The organism is Tenacibaculum sp. 190130A14a (genome assembly GCF_964048965.1).
In the GTDB taxonomy this organism is placed as follows: domain Bacteria; phylum Bacteroidota; class Bacteroidia; order Flavobacteriales; family Flavobacteriaceae; genus Polaribacter; species Polaribacter polynesiense.
In genome coordinates this window covers 2,951,064-2,975,563 of record NZ_OZ040189.1, presented here as the reverse complement: position 1 = coordinate 2,975,563, position 24,500 = coordinate 2,951,064, and the positions used below count along the sequence as shown (strand labels likewise).

Genomic DNA, 24,500 nt, shown 5'->3' with positions numbered 1-24,500 from the left:
ATAACAAACTACTAACATTACTGAAAATCCATCATATGAAGAGAATTCTTTTATCGTTCGTTTTATTATTTAGTTTTTTACAAACCTTTTCTCAAGATACTTATATTCATTGCGGAAAATTGCTTGATACTGAAAAAGGAATTGTTAAAGAGAAACAAACTATAGCAGTTAAAGGAAATAAAATTATGATGGTTTACGATGGTTATATAACTCCAAGAGGTAAGGGAATTGTAACTATTGACCTTAAAGATAAAGTGGTAATGCCTGGTCTTATAGACATGCATGTACACATCGAAAAAGAGCATAGCCCTAAAACAAGATTAGAAAAATACATTTTAAATGAAGCAGATAGAGCGTTTAATTCTGTTGGGTTTGCTAAAACAACACTATTAAACGGGTTTACTACTGTAAGAGATTTAGGAGGAACAGGGGTAAACATATCGTTAAGAAATGCTATCAACGCAGGTAAGCTTCCTGGGCCAAGAATATTTACAGCAGGTAAATCTATAGGAACTACGGGAGGGCATGCAGATCCGACCAATGGTAGTAGTAGAAAATTAGTAGGGAATCCAGGACCAAAAGAAGGGGTGGTAAATAGTGTTGAAGATGCTAAGAAAGCAGTAAGACAACGTTATAAAAATGGAGCTGATTGTATAAAGATAACAGCAACTGGTGGTGTATTAAGTGTTGCTAAGAGTGGAGATAATCCACAGTTTACAATTGAAGAAGTCAAAGCGATTTGTGAAATGGCAAAAGACTATGGTATGCATGTGGCGGCACATGCTCATGGAGATGAAGGAATGCAGCGAGCTATTTTAGGAGGAGTAAAAACCATTGAACATGGAACTTATATGAGTGATGAAACGATGGAGCTGATGAAAAAGCATAATGCATATTTAGTTCCAACTATTACTGCAGGAAAAGAAGTAGAGGAAAAAGCAAAAGTAAAGGGGTTTTATCCAGAAATTGTAGTCCCTAAAGCTTTAGCAGTAGGCCCACAAATTCAAGGCACCTTTGCAAGAGCTTATAAAAAGGGAGTAGGTATTGCTTTTGGAACAGATGCAGGAGTATTTGAACATGGAATTAATGGAAAAGAATTTAGATATATGGTAGAAGCTGGGATGCCTGCTATAGAGGCCATACAATCTGCTACCATTACCAATGCGAAGATTTTAGAAATGGAAAATGAGATAGGGAAAATTGAAAAGGGATTTTTCGCTGATATTATTGCCGTAAATGAAGATCCTACAGAGAAAATTAGTACGATGGAGAATGTCGTTTTTGTTATGAAAAATGGAGAAGTTTATAAGAAAAATTAAATGCTAAAATATGTAACAATAATACTTCAGAAACTACTAATAATTAGAACTGTTTAAAAAGTAAATGTTATGCAAAACACATTGAATCTAAGGAGTAATTTAGTAGTTTTTGGTATTCCATTAATGATGATTTTATCGCTAGTAATGTTGGTGAAGTCATCTTTTTTTATTCCTAAAATTACTCCTTTTATTATTGTCGATTTCTTGATAACTATTCCCATAGTTTATTTTCTTTTGATACGAAAAAAAGCTGTTTCTAAAATAACAGTATTCACAGTTTTTATGGTGGGATTGGTAACGGCAAGTTTTATATTACCAAAAGAGCAACAGCAGCTTTTAACTACCATTAAAACTTTTTTGATTCCAGTTATTGAATTGGGCTTAATCACTTTTGTTGTTTTAAAAGGGAGAGCTATACTCAAAAAAGTAAAAGAAATAAATGATCAATCTCTTGATTTTTTTGATGTCATTAATATTGCTTGTAAAGAAATTTTACCTGGTAAAATAGCGAGTGTTTTTGCTTCAGAAATAGCAGTAATCTATTATGGTTTGTTAAATTGGAAGAAAAGACAAATTAATGATAATGAGTATACTTATCACAAAGACGGAATGGCAGTGAGTGTTATTTTAGGATTTTTATTAGTGGTAGTGATAGAGATTTTTGTGACACATTCTATGATGAAACAAGGAAATGTGAGTGGTTCTTTTATTTTGGCTATTTTAAGTGGATATACTGCTTTACAAATTATAGCAATTTTACGTTCTTTTGCTAAAAGACCGATGTTTATTGATGAACAAAAGAAAGAACTTGTTTTAAGGTTTGGAATTTTAGCAAACGCAAGAATTTCTGTAGATCAAATAGCGAGCATAGAAATGAATAGTAAGGAGATTCCTGAAAAATCACCAATTAAATTCTTTGCTCCAATAGGAAGGGCAGGAGGACATAATGTAATTGTTCACTTTAATAAAGAGATTCGTTTTGAAAGCTTTTATGGGGTTACAAAGAAGGCAACGTCTTTGGCATTGCATATAGATAAGAAGGAAACTTTTGTGTCAAAAATAAATACTATAATTAATCAGTAAAAAAGCTATTTACTGCTCCCTAGACAATAAATAGCTCTTAATTCCCTATAAATTAATAATCATGAAAATATGTCAATTATACCTTAAAGGTAGGTATGTTATTCTTTGTTGTTTTTAAGATTAGACGAATGACATCTTTGTAGAGTTGAATGGTTGTAAACTATAGTTGTGCAAGGTATTTGAATCAAAAAAGGGTTACTTATATGAAGTATATAAATAACCCTACTAAAAACTAACCAAACTTATAAATTTTAACAATGAAAATTTATCTGTAATAAAGATATAATTTATTGACAGGTAGTGGTTTTGGTATTCGTTTAATAGTAGTGCTTACTTGTTGAGTGGTATAATTATATAGATAAGTTTAATTGTGTTTTCTTGCTTGTTAAGATGATATTGACTTAGTATGGGTTGTGAAGAAAGATGCTAATTGTAAAATTTTTAAGGATAAGTACTAAAAAGAAAGAACTATTAATTGCTTTGCTAACAATAAATAGTTCTTTCTACCTTATATACTAACCATGAAATATCTAACTATATTATAAAAATAGGTAAGTTTTGAAAAGTAGTTTTTGGAGTTTAGATGAATGACATGTTTAATCTGATGAACTAAAAAGAAAAGAAGATATGTGGTAATTTTAACTTATAAACAATAAAAAAAGCTATTTACATAGATTTTATGTAAATAGCTTTTCTAAAAACTAACCAAACTTATAAATTATAACAATGAAAATTTATTTACTCTAAAGGTAGAGTTAAAGTAGGTTGGTTGAGGTTCTTATTCGATAAACGGCAATAATCTTTCGATAAATGGTACTTTTCTAAAAGTTAATAGATTAAAACGATATATGCTGGTACGCACCAAGATCTGGATTAGTAGTTCTATCAACTCCTAAAATATCATTAGATATGGAAGTTGCAATTGCTTTGCCAATAGCATCGCTCTCTTCTCCGATAATAAAATCATTCTTATCTACATTTCTGAAATTAGGATTTCCATTCAAAATAATATTTTGATAATGAGTAGTGTCATTAAAATTTAGTTCTTCATTATTGATAAAAGCATTGTTAAAATCTTCAAATTGAATCATACAACTTTCAACAAAGTAGTTAAAGCTACTTCCATTAATCTTATCTAAGACAAATTCTACATTGTTATTTCCTTCAATAATACAATTGGTAAAATTTGCTGCGTGTAAATCTCTAGTTTCAGTTACTTCTTGATTTAAATCATTAACATAAGTAAAATGATTGGTTACAACAACAGCTGGTAAATCTCTAAAGCTATTTGTCCAATGATTGGCAAATGTACAATGTGTAAAATTATAGGTTCCTCCAATGGTCGCAGCTAAAGAAGATTGTCCTGCATTTCCTATAACTAGGTTTTCTCCAATTATATTTGCTTGCCTACCAAGAATCCCGTAAGATGAATGGTTGTATACTTCCGAGTTTTTTATAGTTAAAGTTGGGTCAGTATTAGAACCAATACTATCAACTAAAACACCAATAATTCCATTTTTAATTAAGGTGTTGTTCAGTTCATTGTCGTTACTCCCGGCGCGCATCCATATGGTTCCCCATTGTCCTGGAATATTGCTAAATGCGTTCTCTAGTCGATCTCCTTCAAAAACTATCTTTTCATCAATAGTTCCGTTCGCTTTTAAAGTAGCTTTTTTGTCAACGATTAATCCTGAATTTCTATGAAAATGAATTTTTGTACCTGCTTCAATAGTTAAAGTTTTATCCGAAGGAACAGCTGCATACCCATAAATAATATAGGGTTTTTCATTGGTGAAAGTAAGTTCACTATCTTCTAAAAACCTTCCCTGTATCTCAGTCGTTTTGCCATCAATAACTAATGTTTTAATACCCATGCTACTTTTAGAAGGAAAAATAAAATTGGCATCTTGAACAAGAGTAACTAAATCAACATCTTGTTGATTTTCTCCGTTGTCAAATAAAATTTGATCTGTATACAAAGGATCAGGAACGTTATTAAAATCGATAGTTGTTTCAACAAAAATGAAAATACTGTCTTTGGCTAAAATGTCAATATTTTGAAATTCTTTTCCAGTAATACCATCAACATTGAGGCGGTAATTAGAGGTTATACCATTTTTAAGTTTAATCTCAGGTATGGTAATAGCTTTGTTACCTCTATTGTAGACTTTTAAATTGTAGGTGGCTGAACCTATATTGGTAAAAATAGTATCAAGAAAAACGGTGTCTTTCGAGAATTGAAGTTTACCAAAGCTTGGTACTGTAGAAAAATCTTTTCTACATGAACTTGTAGCTATTAGAACAGCAACAATTAGAAGGGAATAAAAAAATCTCATAGAGGTATTAACTATTTTATGACGAAAATATTACTTTTCAATTAATTCAATTTCAAAAAGTTTCCCCCAATGTTTACCTGTAACAAACAAACGATTGTTTTCTGCGTCATAGGCAATTCCATTTAAAACATCATCTTGAGGTTCTAATTTTTGATCTTTCGAAACAATATCTCTCAATCCATTTAAGTCAGCTACACCTTCAACTTCTCCAGTGTTTGGATTTATAATAACAATTGAATTTTGTTGCCATTTATTAGCATAGATTTTTCCATCAATTAATTCAATTTCGTTTAGATTGTCAATTGGATATTTGTTGGTATACACCTGAATACTTTTTGTTTCGTTTTGATTTTCTGGATTCAAAAACCATATTTTGTTGGTCCCATCTGATTTTATTAATTCAGAATGACTGTGAGTTAATCCCCAACCTTCATTACTATTATCATAATTAAATGATCCTAATTCTTTGAAAGATTCTAAATCATAAATAAAACCTTTACGAGCTTGCCACGTTAACCAAAATATTTTATTGTTAAAGATAGTCATTCCTTCTCCAAAATATTTTTTGTCTAAATCAATCTTTTGAACAACTTCTCCAGTTTTTATGTCTACTTTTCTTAATGTAGATTCTCCTCTGCGTCCAGTGGTTTCATATAAGAACCCATCTTTGAATTCCAATCCTTGTGTATACGCTTTTTTATCATGAGGGTACGTATTTACGATTTTGTAAGAGTATACTTTCGGCGGATTTTTAGATAAAACCTCTATTGAGTTGTTTATTTTTTTAGTTCTTCCTGGGTAAAAAGCCAATGCTGTTACTTGATGTTTTCCAACTCCAAAATCATTGGTGTTAATGGTTACACTAGTTTCAGTTTTGTTTACTCGTTTTCCGTTCACATAAATATGAACAGAATCGATAGCAGTACCTTTTAATTGTTCAAATTTAATAGCCGCTTTTTTACCTAATGTGGTCTGTTTAGTAGTATCTAATTTAAATTTGTAATTACTTTCACTACAAGAAGTTATAATTAATGAAGCAATTCCTAAAGCTAAATATTTGTAAATACGCATATGTGAAATGTTATTTTCTTATTTTTATTTTCTAGTCCTACAAATTAAAGCAAATTATTTGTTTGTAAATTAAAAAAAAGGGTTAAATTTGCACCCTCAAATAGCCATTGCAGGTTTTTGATTTTTTGAAGTGCTATATAACTTTACCAATTATATATTACTTCAGCCAAAAATAAAAGATTTAAATTATACAGAGATGAAAAAAGGTATACATCCAGAAAATTATAGAATGGTTGCATTTAAAGATATGTCTAACGGAGATGTGTTTTTAACTCGTTCTACTGCAAATACAAAAGAAACTTTAGAGGTTGAAGGAGTTGAGTATCCATTAATTAAATTGGAAATTTCTAGAACTTCTCACCCGTTCTATACTGGTAAGTCTAAGTTAGTTGATACTGCTGGACGTATTGATAAGTTCAAAAACAAATACGCGAAATTCAAGAAGTAATTTTGTAGTACACACATACAAAGAAGCTCTAACATCAGTTAGAGCTTTTTTTATGTCTAAAAAACTGTATTTTTAGGCGACAAAACTAACAAAAATGAGAAATACCATATTAACTGTATTAATACTTGCAGTAGTAAGCTGTGGAGTATTGGTATATTTTACACCCGATGTTGGTACGGTAATAATGTTATCTACCAGTGTTATTCTATTACTTTTAGGTTTGTATGATGCGTTTCAAGACAAACATTCCCTATGGAGGTCTTTCCCAATCGTAGCACGCGTTCGTTGGATTTTTGAAGAAGAACGTGAAAAGATACAGCAATATTTTATTGAAGATGATTTAAATGGAACTCCTATTAATAGAGAGAAGCGAAGTATTGTTTATCAAAGAGCGAAAAAAGAAATAGAAACAGTTCCTTTTGGTACACAGCATAATCTCTATGAAAAAGGATATGAATTTGTAAAACATTCGTTATTTCCAAAAGACCATCATGATATCTCAGGAGAACGAGTATTAATAGGCTCAGATAAGTGTACACAAAAATATAACGCTTCTATTATCAATATTTCAGCAATGTCTTTTGGATCTTTAAGTAAAAATGCAATTATGGCATTAAACCAAGGAACAAAGATGGGAGGGTTTGCACATAATACAGGAGAAGGAGGTATTTCGCCATATCATTTACAAGGAGGTGATTTAATTTTTCAAGTAGGAACAGGATATTTTGGCGCTGGAAGAACTGAAAATGGTAAACGTGTTTTTGATGATGAAATTTTTAAAAAAAACGCAGTAAGACCAGAGGTTAAAATGATTGAAATTAAATTTTCTCAAGGAGCAAAACCAGGTCATGGAGGTATTTTACCAGCGAAGAAAAATACAGAAGAGATTGCAAAAATTCGTTCTGTAGAGCCTTTTACAAGAGTAGATTCACCACCAAGTCACGATGCTTTTTCTAATTTTGAAGAGATGATAACCTTTATTCAAAAGGTACGTGAGTTAGCAGAGGGAAAACCAGTAGGAGTGAAATTTTGCGTAGGAGACCATGATGAACTAGAAGAAATGGTACAATCGTTTGCCGATGCAAAAAACTATCCAGATTTTATTGCAGTGGATGGAGGAGAAGGAGGAACAGGATCGGCGCCATTGGAGTTTTCTAACTATATAGGAACTCCTTTGTTAGAAGGATTAACGTTTGTTGATCAAATTTTGAAGAAATACGACCTAAGAGACCAAATAAAAATTATTGCAAGTGGTAAAGCAATTGATGCTTTTGATGTAGTAAAGTATTTGGCTTTGGGAGCAGATGCAATTGGAATGGCACGTAGTTTTATGCTAAGTTTAGGGTGTATTCAGGCGCGTGAATGTAATTTAGATAGTTGTCCGGTAGGAGTTGCAACACAAGATGATGATTTGGTAAAAGCGCTGGTAGTTGAAGACAAAAATGTACGTGTTAAAAATTATCATGCAAAAACTATTGATGCTGTAAAAGAAGTAGTAGCTGCTATGGGGAAATCTTCTATTCAAGAAGTAGAAGCAAAACATTTCTTTAGAAGAAACAAAGCTGGCGATATTGCCTCTCTAGACAAGATTTACAATTTAAATTAATGTTACTGGAATTGCAGTAACTACTTTAGTAAGATTATTGGAAACAACATTTATTTACCAGGATAAAGAAATTCAATTAACAAGATATCCGGCTACCACAGATAAATCTTTACGAGCATGGAGCAATGCAGAGTTGTTGGTGCTCGATTATATCAAAGACAAAAAAGTAGAAAGCATACATACTTTTAATGATCGTTTTGGAATTTGGAATTGTACACTCAACAATACCAAAGTAACCACCATTTGGAATTATGCCAGTCAACAAAAAGCAATTGAACAAAACTTGTTGTTGAATAAATTGTCTATAGAGGTAACCTACAAAACTTCGCTAGAGAAGTTAGATTCGGTAGCATTGGCATTAATTAAAGTACCTAAATCATTAGAGTTGTTTGAAATGTTTTTACAACAGGTTCATAAATCTTCTAATGTAAATACAGAAGTGGTTGGTGGGTTTATGACCAAATATTTTTCGGCATCTTATTTAAAAATAGCAGAGAAGTATTTTGAGGTGGTGGAACAATCACAGGCATGGAAAAAAGCACGTTTGCTTATATTAAAACAACCAAAATCGATAGCATCTTATAAAGAATTAATCCATTCATTTGAATGGAAAGGAAGTGAGTATAAACAATATTTTGGTGTCTTTTCGTCGGGTAATATAGATATTGGTACTCAATTTTTTCTTGAACATCTACAATTGAAACAAGAAGAGCAGAAGGTGTTGGATTTGGCTTCAGGAAATGGAGTTATTGCTCGATGGGTAACTCAGCAAAACTCTGACGCTGAAGTGACCTTGGTAGACGATTTTAATTTGGCAGTAGCCTCTTCAAAATTGAATATTAAAAACCAAAAAGCGAATTTTGTTTGTAGTGATACCCTTACTAGTAGCGAAGATGATAGTTTTGATTTAGTACTCTCTAATCCTCCTTTTCATTTTGAACATGAAAATAACATAGAAGTTACTTTAGCATTGTTTAAAGATGTTTTTCGAGTTTTAAAACCAAATGGAAGATTGGTTTTAGTTGCAAATACACATTTAAACTATCGTACACATTTGAGTAAGTTATTTAAACAAGTTGAGGTTTTGCAACAGAATAAAAAATTTCAAATAATAGCATGTGTTAAAAAAGCCTAAGGAACTCCTTAGGCTTTTTTGTGATGATATAATAGTTTAAGTTATTAACTTAATGAAAAATCGTAAGAAAACTCATCTTCAATAACAGGTTCGTTACAGTTTTTCATATCTGCAATAAACTCATCAATTTGACTTTTGGTTACGTTTGGCATACAAATTACATGAGCTACCTCACCTTCTGTAGCTAATTGCCATTTATCTTTAATACTTTTTGGAGTTTTAGGTAACACCACTGTAATGGCATTAGGGTTTCTCCAAGCGGCTATACCAATTGCTTTTAATTGTTTTTCACAATATTCGGCAACCTCTAAACTATGCAAATATCGATCTCTTAAACCTTGAACACCTAATTGTTTTAAGGCATACCATAAAAATAAAGGAGAATGTCCATTTCTTGAACCTGTAATTGTAGTATCTAAAGAACCGATGTATGAAATACCTTTTGCAATACGATCTCTATTGGAACGTTTGGCAATTAATACACCAGTTGGAATTGGAGAACCAATAAATTTATGTCCGCTTATAGAAATACTATCAGCACCATCCATAAAATCAAAAGGTAAACGAGGTTGCATAAAAGGGCCAAAAGAACCAGCTAAAGCTGCGTCACAATGAATGTAATGATCTTGAATTGCTAAGTTGCTTAAAATACCTTTTACCTTGGCTACATCGTCTTTAGCTTCTTTCATGGTTGTTCCAAAAGTAGTTAAGACAATAACAGGCTTATGACGATTCATACGTACCGTATTTTCAAAATCTTCATAATCCATTTCACCATTTGGTTGCGATTTGATTACAATACTAGGAATATTTAACAAATGAATGTTTTTACGAACGCTATAGTGAGTCGATTCTGAATAATATACAATGGCTTTAGGAAATAACTCTCTAGCAATGTATAATCCATATAAATTACTTTCAGAACCGCCATTGGTAACATATCCCCAAAAATCTTTCGGATTCGCTCTAAACAACTTCGCAAAAAAAGCAATAACCTCACGCTCCATTTCGTGTGTTTGAACCCGATAAGTGCCATGCTCGAAAGGATCTCCTAAATTATTAATAGGAAACTGAAAAAACTCATTCAATGCAGAATAGTCAAAATCTTTAGATACAGGGTATCCTAAAAATGTGTCTCTCGCTGAGGTTAATTCTTCTTTTAAATTTGCTAGTTTTTGCTGACTCTCTAAGGGTAATTTTATATCGCTTGCCATGCCTTTTTTATAATTTAGCGCGCAAAAATAATAGAAACCATATAATGAGTCAGTATTTGTGTTAATAATTAGATTATTTTTCTGTTTTAAGTGTGTTTATAGATGTATTGTCTTTTAAACTGTATTTTTACCTGTTTTTTTAGAAAAGGTTTTAGGGGTGATGGTTTAAAGACTCTGTATTTTCTCTAAAAAGAGCAAGAATTAAGTTTTCAAAATTAGGAAAATTGATATTTTCATTGATGATTATAAACTCATCAATCATCTTCATGCTGTCCTTATCCAGTTTGATTTTTAAAAGATCCAAGGACCCTATAATTGTTGAAGCTAATACATGAGAAGGGTTGGTGTCGACTAGTAAGATTTTAATATCGTGAAGAATTAGTTTAACAGGTTTTGGTAAATGATGATTTTGGATGATAAAATTGAGCGCTTCTAAAACATACTTTTTATAAGAGTTAAGAATAGGAGGTGTTTCTTTGACAGAACTTTTTTCTGTTATAAAATCTCTCCATTTACATTTGTCTACTATTTCTGAAGTCTCCGTAGTATAGACCAATTCTAATTCAGTTCCACCAAATCTTCCTCTACCGTTTAATTGCTTTTTGTAGTAATAAGTTTTCATTCGTTAAAATACAGTTTAATTAACTCCAACTCATATTGATTCTTACTTTTGTATCTATAATTTCTACTGTTCCTCCATTGGCTCCTTCTTCACCGGGGTAAATTTCAAACACTTTTTTATGTTGGTTTATTTTTGCAGTGTTATTTTTTAGTCTTTTACTTTTATCAATCCAATTAGTAATTTGTTCAGGTTGATTAACTTCAAACTCAATAATAAATTGTCTTGTGAACGGGCTTCCCTTTTTGTTAATTTTCAAATTTTTAATTTCTTTAGGTAAATCATGTAGTCCTCCCCATGCTAAAGTAGTTTCAATAACTTCATCCTTTTCCCATGGAAGAACATATGAATTTGAAATAAAAAAGAATAGTATGATACATGTAAAAGCAGTAGCTAGAGTGAGGAGTATCGTCTTGAATATTTTCATAAATCAATTTACTTTTTTTCAAATATACTAAAACCACTTCCTTTAAAACTATAAACTTTTTGGTACTTTCGTAGTCGAGATAATTATCGAATGTATGCAGGATGTAAATTCAAACTTGGCCAAAATAGTTGTAGCGTCACGAAAAAAACTTGGGTTATCGCAAGAAGCATTGGCAGAAGAAGCAAATGTTTCTCTGAGTACGATACAACGTATTGAAAAAGGAACGGTAAGTCCTCGAGCACATACGATAAAGATACTAGCGAAAACCTTGAATTTAGAAATAGTTGATTTGGTTTCTGAATCAAATGAAAAAGGAAAGTCTTTAATCAATTTTTCTTTGCTAAAGAAAATGAACTTATCAATTTTACTTTTGGCTTTTTTCCCTTTAATAAATACTGTTGCTCCTTTTATTTTATGGAAATATAGTAAGGATAAAGAAAATTTGATAGCAGGTAAAATTATAAGTCTACAGTTGTTATGGGGAATTCTGATGATTATAGGAGTTATTATGACACTTTTTTTATCCAATCTAATAATTGGGAATGCCGGTAACGGACTTTTTGTTAGTATGCTGTTTTATCTTCTTGCAGTACTTTTCAACGTTTATTTGATTATTAAAACGTCGTTAAGTCTTACACAAGAAAATGAAAAAACCTTGAGTTTTGTTCCAAATTTCTTCTAAGTTTAAGTGTTTGATTTTGTGATGATTACTTTTTGATGCAGTAAGAAAGAAGTAATAAAGACGTGCTTTTGACACAATGAATATTGCTCTTTCCAAATAATTTCGTGACTTCAAATTATAACTATAAGAAAAGTAAAAATGAAGAAACGTATTCTCAAAGTAAGTTTATGTATTGTAGCAATTTTATTGGTTTGGATTGGTTTTTTAATATTTAAACCTGAACCAAAAAGCATAAGCGGATTAATGGAAAGCTATGAAAATCCGGGAATAAAAATAAAAATAAGAAGTCCTTTTAGTGGCTCGGTTTTGGTAGCAAAGAATAATAAAGTCATATTCAAAGGAGCCTATGGAGATAAGAATAGAGAAACAAAAAGTCCTAATACTATTGCTACGAAATATGGAATTGGATCTGTAACGAAACAATTTACTGCTATGCTTATTATGCAGTTAGTTGAAGAGAAAAAAATTAAATTACAGGATACTATTGGTAAATACCTTCCTTATTTACCAAGTGAAAAAGGAAATAATATTACGATTCATCAACTACTGTCACATACATCAGGGTTACCACATTATAATGGATTGGAGAATATTGGGGTGAGTTTAAGAGAGTTTGGAAAGAAAAGTTATACTCCCAAAGAATTGGTTTTATTAATAGCAAAAACTGATTTGCTCAGTGAGCCAGGAAGTACGTTTTATTATAGTAGTTTAGGATACGATATTTTAGGAGCAGTGTTAGAAGAAGTATCAGGAAAAAACTTCGCTGATTTATTACAAGAGAAAATAACTATTCCATTAAACTTGAAAAATACAGGCTATGGAACGAACGAATTTGTATCAAAAGAGTTGGCAAAAGGCTATCAGTATAGAGAAGCTTATGGCTGGGATTGGTGGACTTCAGAGCACGGTGGGGTTACTAGAGAAGCACCTTTTAGAGATCAATCTACGGCATATACTGCAGGTGGGATGTATTCTACAGTAGAAGATTTATTTACTTGGAGTAAGGCCGTACAATCATTTAAATTATTATCACCAGAATTAACTAAAGTAATGTTAACTCCCTATATGCATGGACATTGTTATGGATGGGTAAGAAATTGGGATGATATTATAGAGAAAAATATAAAAGTTCGGTTATATGGGCATGGAGGAGCTTTAGCGGGAAACAGCGCTTTTATAGGAATGTATGATGATGGAACTACTATTATATATTTGGCGAATAGAAGTAATTTAAAAGCAGAAGAAATATTGCACCAAATCCATTTAAGAGCAAATAATCTAAAAGATGAATATAAGTTACAAGGATATCCTAATAGAAGTTCTTACGATAAATTTATAAAGGCAGGAGGGATGAATGCTTTGAAAGATTATTTCAACAGACTTTCAGAGTATAGTGGGTATACAGTAAACCCTTCAAACAGCACAATGAGAGGTGTTATGGGAATTCACTTAGAAGCAGGTAAAGTTGAGGTTGCTGATAGTTTAAAAACAGTTTTTTTGAAAACATATAACCCAAATGAAAGCACATTAAATGATTTAGGATATTATTTTTTAAGTTCAGATTATCCAAAATATGCATTGGAGTTTTTTAAAGAAGGAATATTAAGATTTCCAAATTCGCCAAATACTTGGGATAGTTTAGGAGAAGCGTATTTAACTTATGAGGATTATAATCAGTCGGTTACTTGCTATGAAAAAGCGGTTTTTTTGGCGAAAAAAAACACTCATAGAAATTTAGAAGCATACAAGGAGAATCTTCAAAGAGCGAAAGATAAATTAAAAGATTAGTATCAGTTTATCAACTCAGAAGAAAATAATATCAATCTTTTAACAAATAATAGACTGTTGCCATATGAGTAGCAGTCTTTTTCTCTAACTAATTTTCTGCTTCAATCCATATTTTCTTAATGCCAGTCGTGTTCACAAAATTTACATTGTTTTGCATTTGGTGTTCTGGCAAGTTTTCCACAATTAGGACAATTATTAAAGAATATTTTATCCTTGTAATCTTTTATTAATATTTCTGCTAAACGTCTTTTTTCTTCATCAATCTCGTCAATTCGAAGATATGGGTATTTTAACTTACTCTTTTCCTTCAATGGTAATAAATGAAGGTAATATTCTATAATATATTGTTCTTTTTCTGTAATCATTTTCGTTGTTGAGAATGCTCATTTAGAGCTGTCGGTTATAGGTTGTATGCTTTATTTTTCGATTTTATTTCCTTTTGAATTTATATAGTACCAATTATTCGATAAGAACATTTGTTGTCTACTAGATGTTTTAACTATACAAGAATCTGAAACTTGGGCTTTGCCCATAAAAAACGGATGTGCACATTTAAACTTCGGTTCTATAATTATTTCTCCCTTTTTATTTGCATATCCATACATATTGTTTTTTATAATTCTAAAGAGTCCATTCTTGATATAATCAGGTCCGTTGTCAATCTTTGCAATTTCAAATAACTCAATACCATTTTGGTTAATTCCAATTATTTTTCCAGTTCCTTTTTCGAGTACCATACCGAAGTTTTTAATAGTATCGGTATAACAATAATAATATTTTTCAGTTGGTATTATAGTGTCTCCTTTTGAATTCAGATAGCCAGAAGGAACTCCAATTTCGTCAATTTCTCCTATGTGAAATTTAATCAAAAAGTCGTTTTTTTCGAGCTACAAGCCAATGTTAAAAACGCCATTATTATTCCAAGGATGATTTTTTTCATAATGTGCTATGATGGTCATTTATAACCGTCCGTTACCGGGTTAGTGTTATTGTTTTACGGTTATAGATTGTTATAGGTCTTCTTTATTTCAATTTTCCAATTTGATATAACTGTTAAAATCTACATGCTATTGTTTGCGAATTACTCTTATCAAGATATTCTTCTTTCCAGTAATGAGGATCATTTAAACATCTGTATTCAAGATTGTCAATTTCATATTTTTCATGAAAAGGCTTTTCTAGTATTATTAGTGTGGATTTTTTTTCAGGCCACCCTTTACTTGATTCTACAATCTTATTTCCTTTGGTAATCTCTGCGTTAAGGATTATCTCAATTGATGTACATATTTTAAAATCCAAAGTTTTCATTTTATTGATTTAAATACAATCTTCTTTGTATGTAGGGTCTACCAGCCGAAGACGCCATATGCAATATAAAATTTGTTACCCAACGTTTTTTATCATGTTGTTTATTCTTTTTTCTGCTTCAACTTTCGTAATTCCATCATAATAATCTCTAACAAATGGATGATCAAAATCTTGATGAGGAAAAATTTCAGGCCTACTATTCGCTGTTCTAGTAATTACATCACAAGGAATCGATATTGTTTCTGCATATCCAGGGATATTACTACATAACCATCCGAAATATCTAGTTTTGTGGTTTTTACTGTTAAAATTTGCTTTATAGTCTGAATAGCTTTTCTCGCTTAATGAAACCCAAAGTCCGTAGTTCAAATTTTCACAAAAGCCATTCACTTTTTGAGTTAGTGTTACTCTAATAAAACGGTCAATTTGATCTTCATAATGGATTTCACAAAAGTCAGAATTCAATTTTCCTAATTCAGATTTTTCTTGATTAGAAAGATAGTCGTAATTCACCGGTACTTTAAAAGTCAAAGCTGGCCATTCCAAATGCACTTGTCCGCATTGAGAACATTTGGATTCTGCTGATTTACTTTTTTTCTTTTTCCAGAACATTAATTATGTCGTTTTATGAATACTAAACACGAGATAATTGTCAAAATTAACATTCCAATTGTACCGCAAAATATCATCTGCCTGTTCATTATCTTGTCCGTCATCTTCCCACCAGCAGATTTTACATATATCAAATTCGTTTCTACTTTCTAAAGTCTTATACCCACAGCAAGGACAAGCTATTAAATCGCAAGCATTTCCTCGTGTTATAATAATACCAGTTGCTTCCGAGAGATATTCATTGTTATACCCTTTGATATCATTATGGAGTTTGAATTTTAATATGTCGTTATACTTCTTATCATTAAAATTTCCGTCAAGCTTTCCATTATTGAATTCCTTCTGAAGGTTATCTGGAAGATTAGTCCATCCTTGCACATTTGACCAATTTTCCAAAAGTAATTGAGTAATTTCTTCTTCTCTTTTATCTTCAGAGTAGCCCTCAATAATTAATGAAATATATTTTTCTATTACTTCTTTTCTATTCATTTTTATAAAACCTAAAGTTCTCGACAATTATATTGACGAGGAATAAATCAAAGACTATTCTGTTTTAGAAATCAGTCGTTTTAAAGTTAATATTTCTTTTTGTAGTTCATTCTGTTCCCTGAATTATAGCTATTGTTGTAAGTGAGTTTTATTCCCAATTTTCTTTCAGCCGATATACTTTTCCAGATTCCTCCAATTCATCATCTAATTTGTCGTCATATTGGAAATTCAGAACTTGCCATTTATTTTTTGGTTTATAAAAAATAAAAGTAAATCGAATAGGTTGTCTGTCATACTTTATCATATAACTAACAAGTTTGTAACTTTCTCCAATGCTCTTTTCTGTAATCTTTTCGTAACCACAATAATCTCCAACTAAACCTAGTAAATTGTTCAATTGATTTTTGACATTTTCAATTCCATCCTGATTTCGGTCCATCCATTTGTTTGTTCCGAAAGCATAGTCAATTGCTTTTTGAGGTGACTTTTCATATGTTTTAAAAAATTCCTTTGTAATTTCTTCGGTCGATTGTGCTTTTAAGATACTTGTTGAAAAAACAGTAACGATTAATAAGGTCAAGAGTTTAATTTTTTTATTCATTTAATTTATGTTTAATTACTTATAACGGTCTCGTATAACGGTTACTTATGGGGTTTAAGTTATGGTCTTTTAGTTTAGTACTTGCTTTGGTAGTTCCAAATAGACTTCTTCGCATTGAGAACATTTGAATTCTGCTGATTTACTTTTTTTCTTTTTCCAGAACATTAATTATGTCGTTTTATGAATACTAAACACGAGATAATTGTCAAAATGAACATTCCAATTGTACCGCAAAATATCAAACTTAACCACATTGAAACATCGTGAAAACCTGAGGCAAGTAAATTCAATAAAGACTCTGCTGAAAAAAACAAAGTCACTGTTAAGATTAGAAATAACGCCAGGTGAATTAATATGATTTTTTTCTTCTTCATTAGCTATATATAGTATTATCGGCATTTTTCTTTGTTTCTTCGCATTCTTGTAACATAATCTATATTTCCAATCGCTTCATCACTGAACCTATAAAAGGAGTCAATCCATAGTTTGTCAAGATTATTGCCATAAATCTCAGTCATTATCTTTTTAGTTTCTGAATTTACTTTTTTTCGACTCAATAAGTTTGCTGCATAGTTTCTAATATTTTCAGAATACTTTGAGTTTTCTTTAACTGAGTTAAGAAACAAATCTCCTTCACAAGAGTAGCTAAACCACAATGTTGTGATAATTGATTTTTTAGATTCATCTGATAAATCATCAAATGCGTTAATCAATTTAGCAGTGTATAATTGGGGCGTAAGAGGTAACAATATGTAGGAGAGACAATAACCTTGGTCGAAATTGAAAGCATGAGAAGGGATAAAAAATGAAAATGTAGAATCTTGCAAAATTTGAATAGCCAAATCACTTGTATTCGTTCCTCTTAGTGATAATTGTGTCAATAAAGAAGTATATATCCTAGGGTTTAAGTCTCTTATATCTGATTTCTTGAAGCTGCTGATAATTAATTTGTCATCTGTCGTATTCATCTGATTGATAATCATTAATAAATGAGCCCCATCATAATAGAAATATGGCATATGACCATCTTTTTTAAGTTCAGTCTTTAGAAGAGGAACATAGGTAGCTGTATCTCTTAATACTAGTTTAAAAAAGGTGTCAAGTTTTGGGAATTTTGTCTCTTGTTCTTTCTTGCTCAATTTGTGAGGTGAAAAATCATATGTCGAATCGACTAACTGGCTGAAATCTTGAGCGTTTACAGCTAAGGTTAGAAAAAAGATGAAAAATATAAGTATGTATTTCATTTTTTAATTATAGTTGCTAACGGTCTAGTTTACCAAATATAGTGTATGAAAGAACACTATATTTTCTTAGTAACAGAGAGCCGGATTTTTATATTTCGTTTTTGTTTATGCTTTTTTCTTTTGAAAGCCAGACTGAAAGTTTGGCGGACTTTTTAGTATGAATAATCCTTTGAGGTTAGTACTTAATAGAAATGAATTACACATGGTGTTATATGTTGTGATTTATTCAATTGTAATTTTCCATTTATGTGTTTTATAATCAATTGGCGGCTCATTAGAACGTTCAAGAATACTAACGGTTAAAATATTTTCTTCTTTTGATATTTTGGAAAAAAAACGCCAAGATTCTCTTTCTGCATAATTCAATAATTTAAAGTTTTCAATTTCTCTTAAGTCAGGACTAATTATGTTTAATTCTCCAGAGTTTTCAAATATAAAGTTTCCATCACTTAAAAGTAATGGGTTTGAAGAAGATGAAGTTTTTAATTTTTTTCCGTTTTCAATTTTTCCATTAGGACATAATTTACTTACATAAGCTCTAGTAGGATTGTTTCGGTCGTCTTCAATAACAAATACGTCTTGATCTATTATTAAATAATTGCCATAACTTCTCCATTCATCTAACAATCGTCCATTTTTATCGTAGAGCCAGGTATTAAAAATATCATAGCCTTCAAGTCCAAGTAAAAAATTCCCATTGTTAAGAGTTTCAGCTTTTCTTCCTTTTAATTCTTTAATAATTGTTCCATTATTCAAATCAATTAGTATAACTGGTTCTAAATGTCCCCAGGAATGATAGTTTTCAGAATTTGTAGTGAGAATTAATCTGTCCTTTGAGATTTTGGCACAATTAGGTATTCCGCTACATTTAATTGAGTTTTTCCATATTCCATTTCCTTTTAAATCTACAAAATGTACTGATTTGTCTTTCAATACTATGAAACGTTCGTCATCAATTTTTTTTAATATTTTCCATTGTTCAAATAGTATTTCGGATTTTTTGTTTTCCCAAAAACCTTTAGTGATAGTGTAATCGATTATTTTAAATGAATATTTCAAGCGTTTCTTTTTAATAATTTCTGTTATGAATGTTTTTATGTACAAGTGTACTCCAAGCTGAAAATCTGAAAGAATTTTCTAAAGTAGGCATAAGCTAGCGATTAAATACAAGTTGTTAGCCACAGCATTTATTCCTTTTTAATTAAAATTATTGTGTCTTTTTTGGGTAAACTATGTTCAGCAAATTGATATTTTTCATAGTTTATTTTCAGTTCTGTTTTTCCGTTTTTAGTGTACAATGATTTCTCATTAAATTGAATTTCAGTGTTTAAATCTATTTCTTTAATTGTTTTTTCAAGTATTAAAAATTTCTTTTCAGTAATTTCATAAGCACAACACATTCCTAAAAATCCTTCGGTTTTTTGATAAATCACAAAATTTTCTTTTTCCATTTCAACTTTATTCTGTTGTATAGGATAAAGAACTATTGAGGTAATAATTCCTAGAAACATTCCACCAAACAACCCAAATAATAAAGTTAGAATAGGTGTAATTACATATAAGCTAAAGTAAAAACCAATTTTTTTAAATGACTTGAAATTCCATATGAAGAGAATAATTCCGCTTGCATAAATTAATAAGGTTATTAAATTAGTCAATTTATAATTAAAACTTATTTTAATTGTACTTTTCAGAGTGAAATTCAATATAACAATTCCCAAAAGATAGAAATGAATCTTAGTGGTTATATGTTTGATTTGGGGTTTCGGCATATTGTGGCAACTTATTTTGCAGAACAAAAGCACTTTTATACCTCCAATTTGGTGGGTATGCGGAAGTTTATAGCAATTTTATTCACTTCTATTGAATTCGAAAATAATGAAATTTTATAAAACAATAATTGTTTATGTAGTATATCCGTGTATGTAAAGTTGGGAATTCGTATAAAATTTCAAAAATACCTTAGAACCATCAATTATTTATAGTCATTGTTGTAAGTGGTTATTTTATTTTATTTTTTTCATTTTCCATTTCCACTTTCCGCTCGTACTTTTCCCAATTCCAGTAATTAAGTCAATGGATTTCATCTTCCCGTCATATTTTGAAAAACCATCGTTAAATTCAAAATGGATGTTACTATGAGACTGTTTCCAAAAGTCATTTTCAGGTGTATTGTCGTTCGGATGCGTACTTTTTATTTGTCCATTTTCAACAAATTCAATCTGATAAGTCCAGTCTTCATCTGAATACTCCCAAGTTGAACCTGCAACGGAAATTGCAGATTTAGTTCCTTTTCTTAAAGAATTACACCCAATTAAAATTGTTAAGATTAATAATGTTGAAATGAGTTTTTTCATTCGTTCAGTTTGATTTTTCTGATTATGTACGTTTTGGTTAAGCTGCATTTTAATGTATTTTCAGTTATATTGTAGATAGTTTTACCCTATTATTTCTAGATGTCTTTTATTTAAGTTTTTCCAATTCATGTTGGTTGTTGGATATTTAAAGTTCTTATAAGCAATGGACATTTGTCTAGCGGCCTCTTTTGGAGACATTCTTCCAGTGGCTGTTCCCATTCCAGGGCAAAGCACCTTTTCTATTCTTGCCTTTCCAGTCTTGTTATGATTAGCGATAGAAGTTAGCATAGCAAAAAATGCATTGTAAACATTATCTGTCTTTGAAATATCCGTTGGAACCCTCATTGTTGGAGTATGAGCCAAAAATGGATGGCACTCATTTTCTGTAAATACAATAATTGAAGTTCCAACAGGTTGTTCTCCATAAAATTCTTTTTGAATTCTTTTTTGAACATTATATTGAATCTTCATGCCAAAGTAGTTTCGTATTGCTAAATCAATTCCTCCATCCATTAAACCAAATGAGTTTGCAGGACTTACTAAACAGTCATATTCTCTTTCTAGTTCAAATTTTCCATTCACTATACTGACTTCAGAGAACTCCTCAAAAGATTTCTGCCATTCTGTACATAATTCATTTTGAACATCTATTAATGTTATTTCAAATAATTTTGGTGATATAGACATTACTTTATTTTTTTATTACCAATAACGTTTAGTGAAAAATGCCTTTTAATATATTTTCACATATTGTTGTAGTCTTGTTTTAAGTTATCAAGTTCATGTTTAAAAAAAGTTTCAAAACTTCTCTTAATAGTTAATCTGTGTTGTTTGATTAAATCAAAAATTAAATCTTTAATTGTTAGTACTCTTGTATTAATTTTTGGTTTTCTATTTAACTGAAACAAAGAATGTAAACTCAATTTCTTTCTCTCATTAACCGGCATAGGAAGCTGATTTTTTATTGCTTTATAAATTTTAAGTCTATCCGTTTGGTTAAATTTTTTATCCAAAAATGACTCACTGAATAATTCATTTTCAAATAGATTTTGCATTTTCAGTGAATTTAAGATTCGGGATTTTAAAAATACATATGCAATATCATTACGTAAAATAACATTATTAAGAATAAGCTCTAATTTTTTATTATCTAAAGGAAAACTAAAACTATGTTTTTTTTCTAGTTCTTCAATATTTTCTGGATAAGTTCTCATCTATATAATCTTCTTAGTATCTTATTTTAATACATTACAACGTTTTGCTAAACAAAGTTTAAAGCAGTTTAGGTTTAGTTGTAACCCGTTTTTTTAATCACCTTTATTAGGTTCAACAATGACAAAAGCCCATTCAACTCCATTAGGAACCTTATAATCATTTAGGAATTCACCTCCAAGTCCTGAAATTTGGGAATTATTATCTTCAATTTCTAGTTCATTATCATCGTTGAAGGTAAACTTAATTCTATTATTCAGAATTAATGAATCGGTTTCACGCATGTTTAAAATTCTAAAGTGATTTGGTTTGATTTTTAGCTCTTTTGTTATTTCAACATCGTTTGAGCTCTCGTTATATAAAAAAATGTTATGTCTATTCCCAATTATAATATAAGTTGATGGTACAATGAATAATCGATTTCCTTTTTCAATAAAATGATTTCCATGATTGTCACTATACCTATTCTCGTTTTTTGCGTTGCGCAAGTTTAAGTATACAATAGTAAATCCTATAAGGAGAGATATGATCAAAAAGATTTTTTTATTCATTTTGATAATGTATTACAATTTATTTATATGCAGAACAAAAGCACTTTTATACCTCCAATTTGGTGGGTATGCGGAAGTTTATAGCAATTTTATTCACTTCTATTAAATTCGAAAATAATGAATTTTTTTAAAACAATAATTGTTTGTTTGATACATAAGCGTATGATTTTTATGAATCAAACTTTTTCTTAAGTTTTTAGGTCTTTTTACTACTTTCGCAGGGTTAAAAATTCAGTATATGATTTCAGTAGATAATTTAGCAGTGGAGTTTAATGGAGGAACCTTGTTTAGTGATGTTTCTTTTGTGATTAATCCTACCGATAAGATTGCCTTAATGGGTAAAAATGGAGCAGGGAAATCTACCATGATGAAGATTGTAGCAGGAGTTCAAAAAGCTACAAGAGGAGGAGTGCGTTCACCAAAGGATACGGTAATAGCTTACTTACCTCAACATTTACTAACAGAAGATGACTGTACTGTTTTTGAAGAAACTGCCAAAGCATTTCAACATGTATTTGACATGCGTGATGAAATGGATAAACTAAACAAAGAATTAGAAACACGTACCGATTATGAAAGCGATGGGTACATGAAAATTATTGAACGTGTTTCTGATTTGGGAGAAAAATATTATGCCTTAGAAGATGTAAATTATGATGCGGAAGTAGAAAAGGCGTTAAAAGGATTAGGATTTACTCAAGAAGATTTTACCAGACAAACAAATGAGTTTAGTGGAGGGTGGCGCATGCGAATAGAATTGGCAAAAATTTTATTACAGAAGCCCGATTTAATTTTATTAGATGAGCCTACAAACCATATCGATATAGAATCGGTAGTGTGGTTAGAAGACTTCTTAATTAATAAAGCAAACGCTGTAATGGTAATCTCACATGATAAAGCATTTATCGATAACATTACCAATAGAACCATAGAAGTAACTATGGGACGTATTTATGATTATAAAGCCAATTATTCTCACTATTTGGAATTACGTAAAGAGCGCAGAGCACATCAATTAAAAGCATATCAAGAACAGCAAAAGTTTATTGCAGAAACTAAAGCATTTATTGAGCGATTCAAAGGAACCTATTCAAAAACGAATCAGGTAGCTTCAAGAGAACGTATGTTAGAAAAATTAGAAATTATTGAGATCGATGAAATAGATAACTCTGCATTAAAATTACGTTTTCCACCAGCACCTCGCTCAGGTGATTATCCAGTTACAGTAAATGACGTTTCAAAATCTTATGAAGACAAAGTGGTGTTTAAAAATGCTAACTTATCTATTGCACGAGGTGAAAAAGTGTGTTTTGTAGGAAGAAATGGAGAGGGAAAGTCAACCATGATTAAGGCTATTTTAGATGAAATAGAAGTTGAAGGAACTTGTGAATTAGGACATAATGTAAAAGTGGGGTACTTTGCCCAAAATCAAGCAGCGCTATTAGATTCGAAGTTGACTGTTTTTCAAACGGTAGATGAGGTAGCTGAAGGAGATATTCGTACACAAATAAAGAATATTCTAGGTCGTTTTATGTTTAGCGGAGATGATTTAGATAAAAAAGTAGGGGTTTTATCTGGAGGAGAACGAACACGTTTAGCAATGGTGAAGTTATTGTTAGAACCAGTAAACCTTTTAATTTTAGATGAGCCTACGAATCACCTAGATTTAAAATCGAAAGATGTATTGAAAGAAGCATTAAAGTCTTTTGATGGAACCTTGATATTGGTATCTCACGATCGTGATTTCTTACAAGGGTTATCTCAAAAAGTATTTGAGTTTAAAGACCAAAGAGTCATAGAGCATTTTGAAACAATTGATGCTTTCTTAAAACGCAATCGAATCGATAAAATTGCAGATATTAACATGGTTAGTTAAGTAGCGGTATAAAAGAATTAAAAAGATATAATAAGTTTGTTGTTAATAACTTGATATAAGTGCATGTATATCAATTAGGAAAAACATATATATTTACAAGGTAACGCGATTTGTGTATTACATCTTCAAATCGAGTTTTGAGCGCGTAATCCTTAAATTCCCTAATATATATGACTACAAACTCAAATTTTCAGACTGTAGCAAAAGAACAAATTAAGTTCTTGAAGTTTCCTAAGGAAGAAGTGTTAAAAAAGAAAAATGCAATTGTAAATCGTTTTTTAGATTTACAAAGAGCACTTTCTTTAGGTAACTTAGAAAGAGAAAAAGTCAAAATATTCTTTATGGACATTGATGGTTTGAAGAAAGTTGAAACCACAGTGTGGGGAATTACTGATACATCAGTAATTCTAAAACAATCCACCATTATTCCACTTAAAAGAATAGTTAGCATAGCTTAAAAAAAGCCCTCGAATTTCGAGGGCTTTTTTTAATTGTTAATAACTTCAATATGTTAAATACTAT

The 24,500-nt window shown here is 30.6% G+C and carries 27 protein-coding genes; 9 read left to right on the top strand and 18 right to left on the bottom strand.

Annotated features, from left to right (window positions below; all coding sequences use genetic code 11):
* Window positions 1–35 precede the first annotated feature (35 nt).
* Window positions 36–1,319, top strand: a complete 1,284-nt coding sequence (locus ABNT22_RS13825) for an amidohydrolase family protein (protein WP_348718785.1) — start codon at window positions 36–38, stop codon at window positions 1,317–1,319.
* Window positions 1,320–1,388: 69 nt separating this feature from the next.
* Window positions 1,389–2,402 carry a hypothetical protein gene (locus ABNT22_RS13820; protein WP_348718784.1) on the top strand — a complete coding sequence of 338 codons (1,014 nt, stop codon included), beginning with the start codon at window positions 1,389–1,391 and terminating at the stop codon, window positions 2,400–2,402.
* 836 nt (window positions 2,403–3,238) lie between these two features.
* Here the strand turns inward: ABNT22_RS13820 and ABNT22_RS13815 are convergent.
* A complete protein-coding gene (locus ABNT22_RS13815) occupies window positions 3,239–4,738 on the bottom strand; it encodes a hypothetical protein (RefSeq protein ID WP_348718783.1) in 1,500 nt (499 codons plus the stop codon).
* Window positions 4,739–4,768: 30 nt separating this feature from the next.
* Window positions 4,769–5,809, bottom strand: a complete 1,041-nt coding sequence (locus ABNT22_RS13810; RefSeq protein WP_348718782.1) for a glutaminyl-peptide cyclotransferase — start codon at window positions 5,807–5,809, stop codon at window positions 4,769–4,771.
* Between the two features lie 196 nt (window positions 5,810–6,005).
* On the opposite strand from ABNT22_RS13810, the gene ABNT22_RS13805 reads away from it, so the two are divergent.
* The 3 genes from ABNT22_RS13805 (at window position 6,006) to ABNT22_RS13795 (ending at window position 8,998) form a co-directional block, all read left to right on the top strand.
* Window positions 6,006–6,257 (top strand): type B 50S ribosomal protein L31, encoded by a 252-nt coding sequence (locus ABNT22_RS13805; RefSeq protein WP_047789607.1) that lies wholly within the window; start codon window positions 6,006–6,008, stop codon window positions 6,255–6,257.
* A 94-nt stretch (window positions 6,258–6,351) separates the two neighbouring features.
* Window positions 6,352–7,863 carry an FMN-binding glutamate synthase family protein gene (locus tag ABNT22_RS13800; protein WP_348718781.1) on the top strand — a complete coding sequence of 504 codons (1,512 nt, stop codon included), beginning with the start codon at window positions 6,352–6,354 and terminating at the stop codon, window positions 7,861–7,863.
* 37 nt (window positions 7,864–7,900) lie between these two features.
* A complete protein-coding gene (locus tag ABNT22_RS13795; RefSeq protein ID WP_348718780.1) occupies window positions 7,901–8,998 on the top strand; it encodes a class I SAM-dependent methyltransferase in 1,098 nt (365 codons plus the stop codon).
* Window positions 8,999–9,042: 44 nt separating this feature from the next.
* Here the strand turns inward: ABNT22_RS13795 and ABNT22_RS13790 are convergent, their stop codons facing one another.
* The 3 genes from ABNT22_RS13790 to ABNT22_RS13780 all read right to left on the bottom strand — a co-directional run bounded on the left by ABNT22_RS13790 (window position 9,043) and on the right by ABNT22_RS13780 (window position 11,258).
* Window positions 9,043–10,212, bottom strand: a complete 1,170-nt coding sequence (locus tag ABNT22_RS13790; protein ID WP_348718778.1) for a histidine decarboxylase — start codon at window positions 10,210–10,212, stop codon at window positions 9,043–9,045.
* A 151-nt stretch (window positions 10,213–10,363) separates the two neighbouring features.
* Entirely contained in the window at window positions 10,364–10,834 is a 471-nt protein-coding gene (locus ABNT22_RS13785; protein ID WP_348718777.1) for a hypothetical protein, read from the bottom strand.
* A gap of 19 nt (window positions 10,835–10,853) precedes the next feature.
* The gene (locus tag ABNT22_RS13780) at window positions 10,854–11,258 is read right to left on the bottom strand and encodes a hypothetical protein (RefSeq protein WP_348718776.1); all 405 of its coding nucleotides are present in this window, start codon (window positions 11,256–11,258) and stop codon (window positions 10,854–10,856) included.
* Window positions 11,259–11,352: 94 nt separating this feature from the next.
* On the opposite strand from ABNT22_RS13780, the gene ABNT22_RS13775 reads away from it, so the two are divergent.
* Window positions 11,353–11,940 carry a helix-turn-helix domain-containing protein gene (locus tag ABNT22_RS13775; RefSeq protein ID WP_348727123.1) on the top strand — a complete coding sequence of 196 codons (588 nt, stop codon included), beginning with the start codon at window positions 11,353–11,355 and terminating at the stop codon, window positions 11,938–11,940.
* 138 nt (window positions 11,941–12,078) lie between these two features.
* Window positions 12,079–13,728 (top strand): serine hydrolase, encoded by a 1,650-nt coding sequence (locus tag ABNT22_RS13770; RefSeq protein WP_348718774.1) that lies wholly within the window; start codon window positions 12,079–12,081, stop codon window positions 13,726–13,728.
* Between the two features lie 116 nt (window positions 13,729–13,844).
* Here ABNT22_RS13770 and ABNT22_RS13765 read toward each other — a convergent pair whose 3' ends face one another.
* The 13 genes from ABNT22_RS13765 to ABNT22_RS13705 form a co-directional block, all read right to left on the bottom strand.
* Complete coding sequence (locus tag ABNT22_RS13765) at window positions 13,845–14,093, bottom strand: hypothetical protein (RefSeq protein WP_348718773.1); 249 nt, start codon at window positions 14,091–14,093, stop codon at window positions 13,845–13,847.
* Between the two features lie 51 nt (window positions 14,094–14,144).
* Window positions 14,145–14,597 carry a WG repeat-containing protein gene (locus tag ABNT22_RS13760; RefSeq protein WP_348718771.1) on the bottom strand — a complete coding sequence of 151 codons (453 nt, stop codon included), beginning with the start codon at window positions 14,595–14,597 and terminating at the stop codon, window positions 14,145–14,147.
* Between the two features lie 184 nt (window positions 14,598–14,781).
* Entirely contained in the window at window positions 14,782–15,036 is a 255-nt protein-coding gene (locus tag ABNT22_RS13755; RefSeq protein ID WP_348718770.1) for a hypothetical protein, read from the bottom strand.
* 75 nt (window positions 15,037–15,111) lie between these two features.
* Window positions 15,112–15,648 (bottom strand): DUF2199 domain-containing protein, encoded by a 537-nt coding sequence (locus tag ABNT22_RS13750; protein WP_348718769.1) that lies wholly within the window; start codon window positions 15,646–15,648, stop codon window positions 15,112–15,114.
* Between the two features lie 3 nt (window positions 15,649–15,651).
* On the bottom strand, window positions 15,652–16,137 hold the full coding sequence (locus tag ABNT22_RS13745) for a CPCC family cysteine-rich protein (RefSeq protein ID WP_348718768.1): 486 nt from the start codon (window positions 16,135–16,137) through the stop codon (window positions 15,652–15,654).
* A 148-nt stretch (window positions 16,138–16,285) separates the two neighbouring features.
* Window positions 16,286–16,738 carry a hypothetical protein gene (locus ABNT22_RS13740; RefSeq protein WP_348718766.1) on the bottom strand — a complete coding sequence of 151 codons (453 nt, stop codon included), beginning with the start codon at window positions 16,736–16,738 and terminating at the stop codon, window positions 16,286–16,288.
* 389 nt (window positions 16,739–17,127) lie between these two features.
* Entirely contained in the window at window positions 17,128–17,982 is an 855-nt protein-coding gene (locus tag ABNT22_RS13735; RefSeq protein WP_348718765.1) for a hypothetical protein, read from the bottom strand.
* A 222-nt stretch (window positions 17,983–18,204) separates the two neighbouring features.
* Window positions 18,205–19,041, bottom strand: a complete 837-nt coding sequence (locus ABNT22_RS13730; RefSeq protein WP_348718764.1) for a hypothetical protein — start codon at window positions 19,039–19,041, stop codon at window positions 18,205–18,207.
* A gap of 128 nt (window positions 19,042–19,169) precedes the next feature.
* On the bottom strand, window positions 19,170–19,640 hold the full coding sequence (locus ABNT22_RS13725; protein ID WP_348718763.1) for a hypothetical protein: 471 nt from the start codon (window positions 19,638–19,640) through the stop codon (window positions 19,170–19,172).
* A 348-nt stretch (window positions 19,641–19,988) separates the two neighbouring features.
* Window positions 19,989–20,339 (bottom strand): hypothetical protein, encoded by a 351-nt coding sequence (locus tag ABNT22_RS13720; RefSeq protein WP_348718761.1) that lies wholly within the window; start codon window positions 20,337–20,339, stop codon window positions 19,989–19,991.
* An 81-nt stretch (window positions 20,340–20,420) separates the two neighbouring features.
* Window positions 20,421–21,026, bottom strand: coding sequence for a macro domain-containing protein (locus tag ABNT22_RS13715; protein ID WP_348718759.1), 606 nt, complete (start codon window positions 21,024–21,026; stop codon window positions 20,421–20,423).
* 56 nt (window positions 21,027–21,082) lie between these two features.
* The gene (locus ABNT22_RS13710; protein WP_348718757.1) at window positions 21,083–21,553 is read right to left on the bottom strand and encodes a hypothetical protein; all 471 of its coding nucleotides are present in this window, start codon (window positions 21,551–21,553) and stop codon (window positions 21,083–21,085) included.
* A 93-nt stretch (window positions 21,554–21,646) separates the two neighbouring features.
* Window positions 21,647–22,102, bottom strand: a complete 456-nt coding sequence (locus tag ABNT22_RS13705; protein ID WP_348718756.1) for a hypothetical protein — start codon at window positions 22,100–22,102, stop codon at window positions 21,647–21,649.
* Between the two features lie 238 nt (window positions 22,103–22,340).
* On the opposite strand from ABNT22_RS13705, the gene ABNT22_RS13700 reads away from it, so the two are divergent.
* On the top strand, window positions 22,341–23,978 hold the full coding sequence (locus ABNT22_RS13700; RefSeq protein WP_348718754.1) for an ABC-F family ATP-binding cassette domain-containing protein: 1,638 nt from the start codon (window positions 22,341–22,343) through the stop codon (window positions 23,976–23,978).
* 170 nt (window positions 23,979–24,148) lie between these two features.
* Window positions 24,149–24,436, top strand: coding sequence for a hypothetical protein (locus tag ABNT22_RS13695; protein WP_348718753.1), 288 nt, complete (start codon window positions 24,149–24,151; stop codon window positions 24,434–24,436).
* Window positions 24,437–24,500 lie beyond the last annotated feature (64 nt).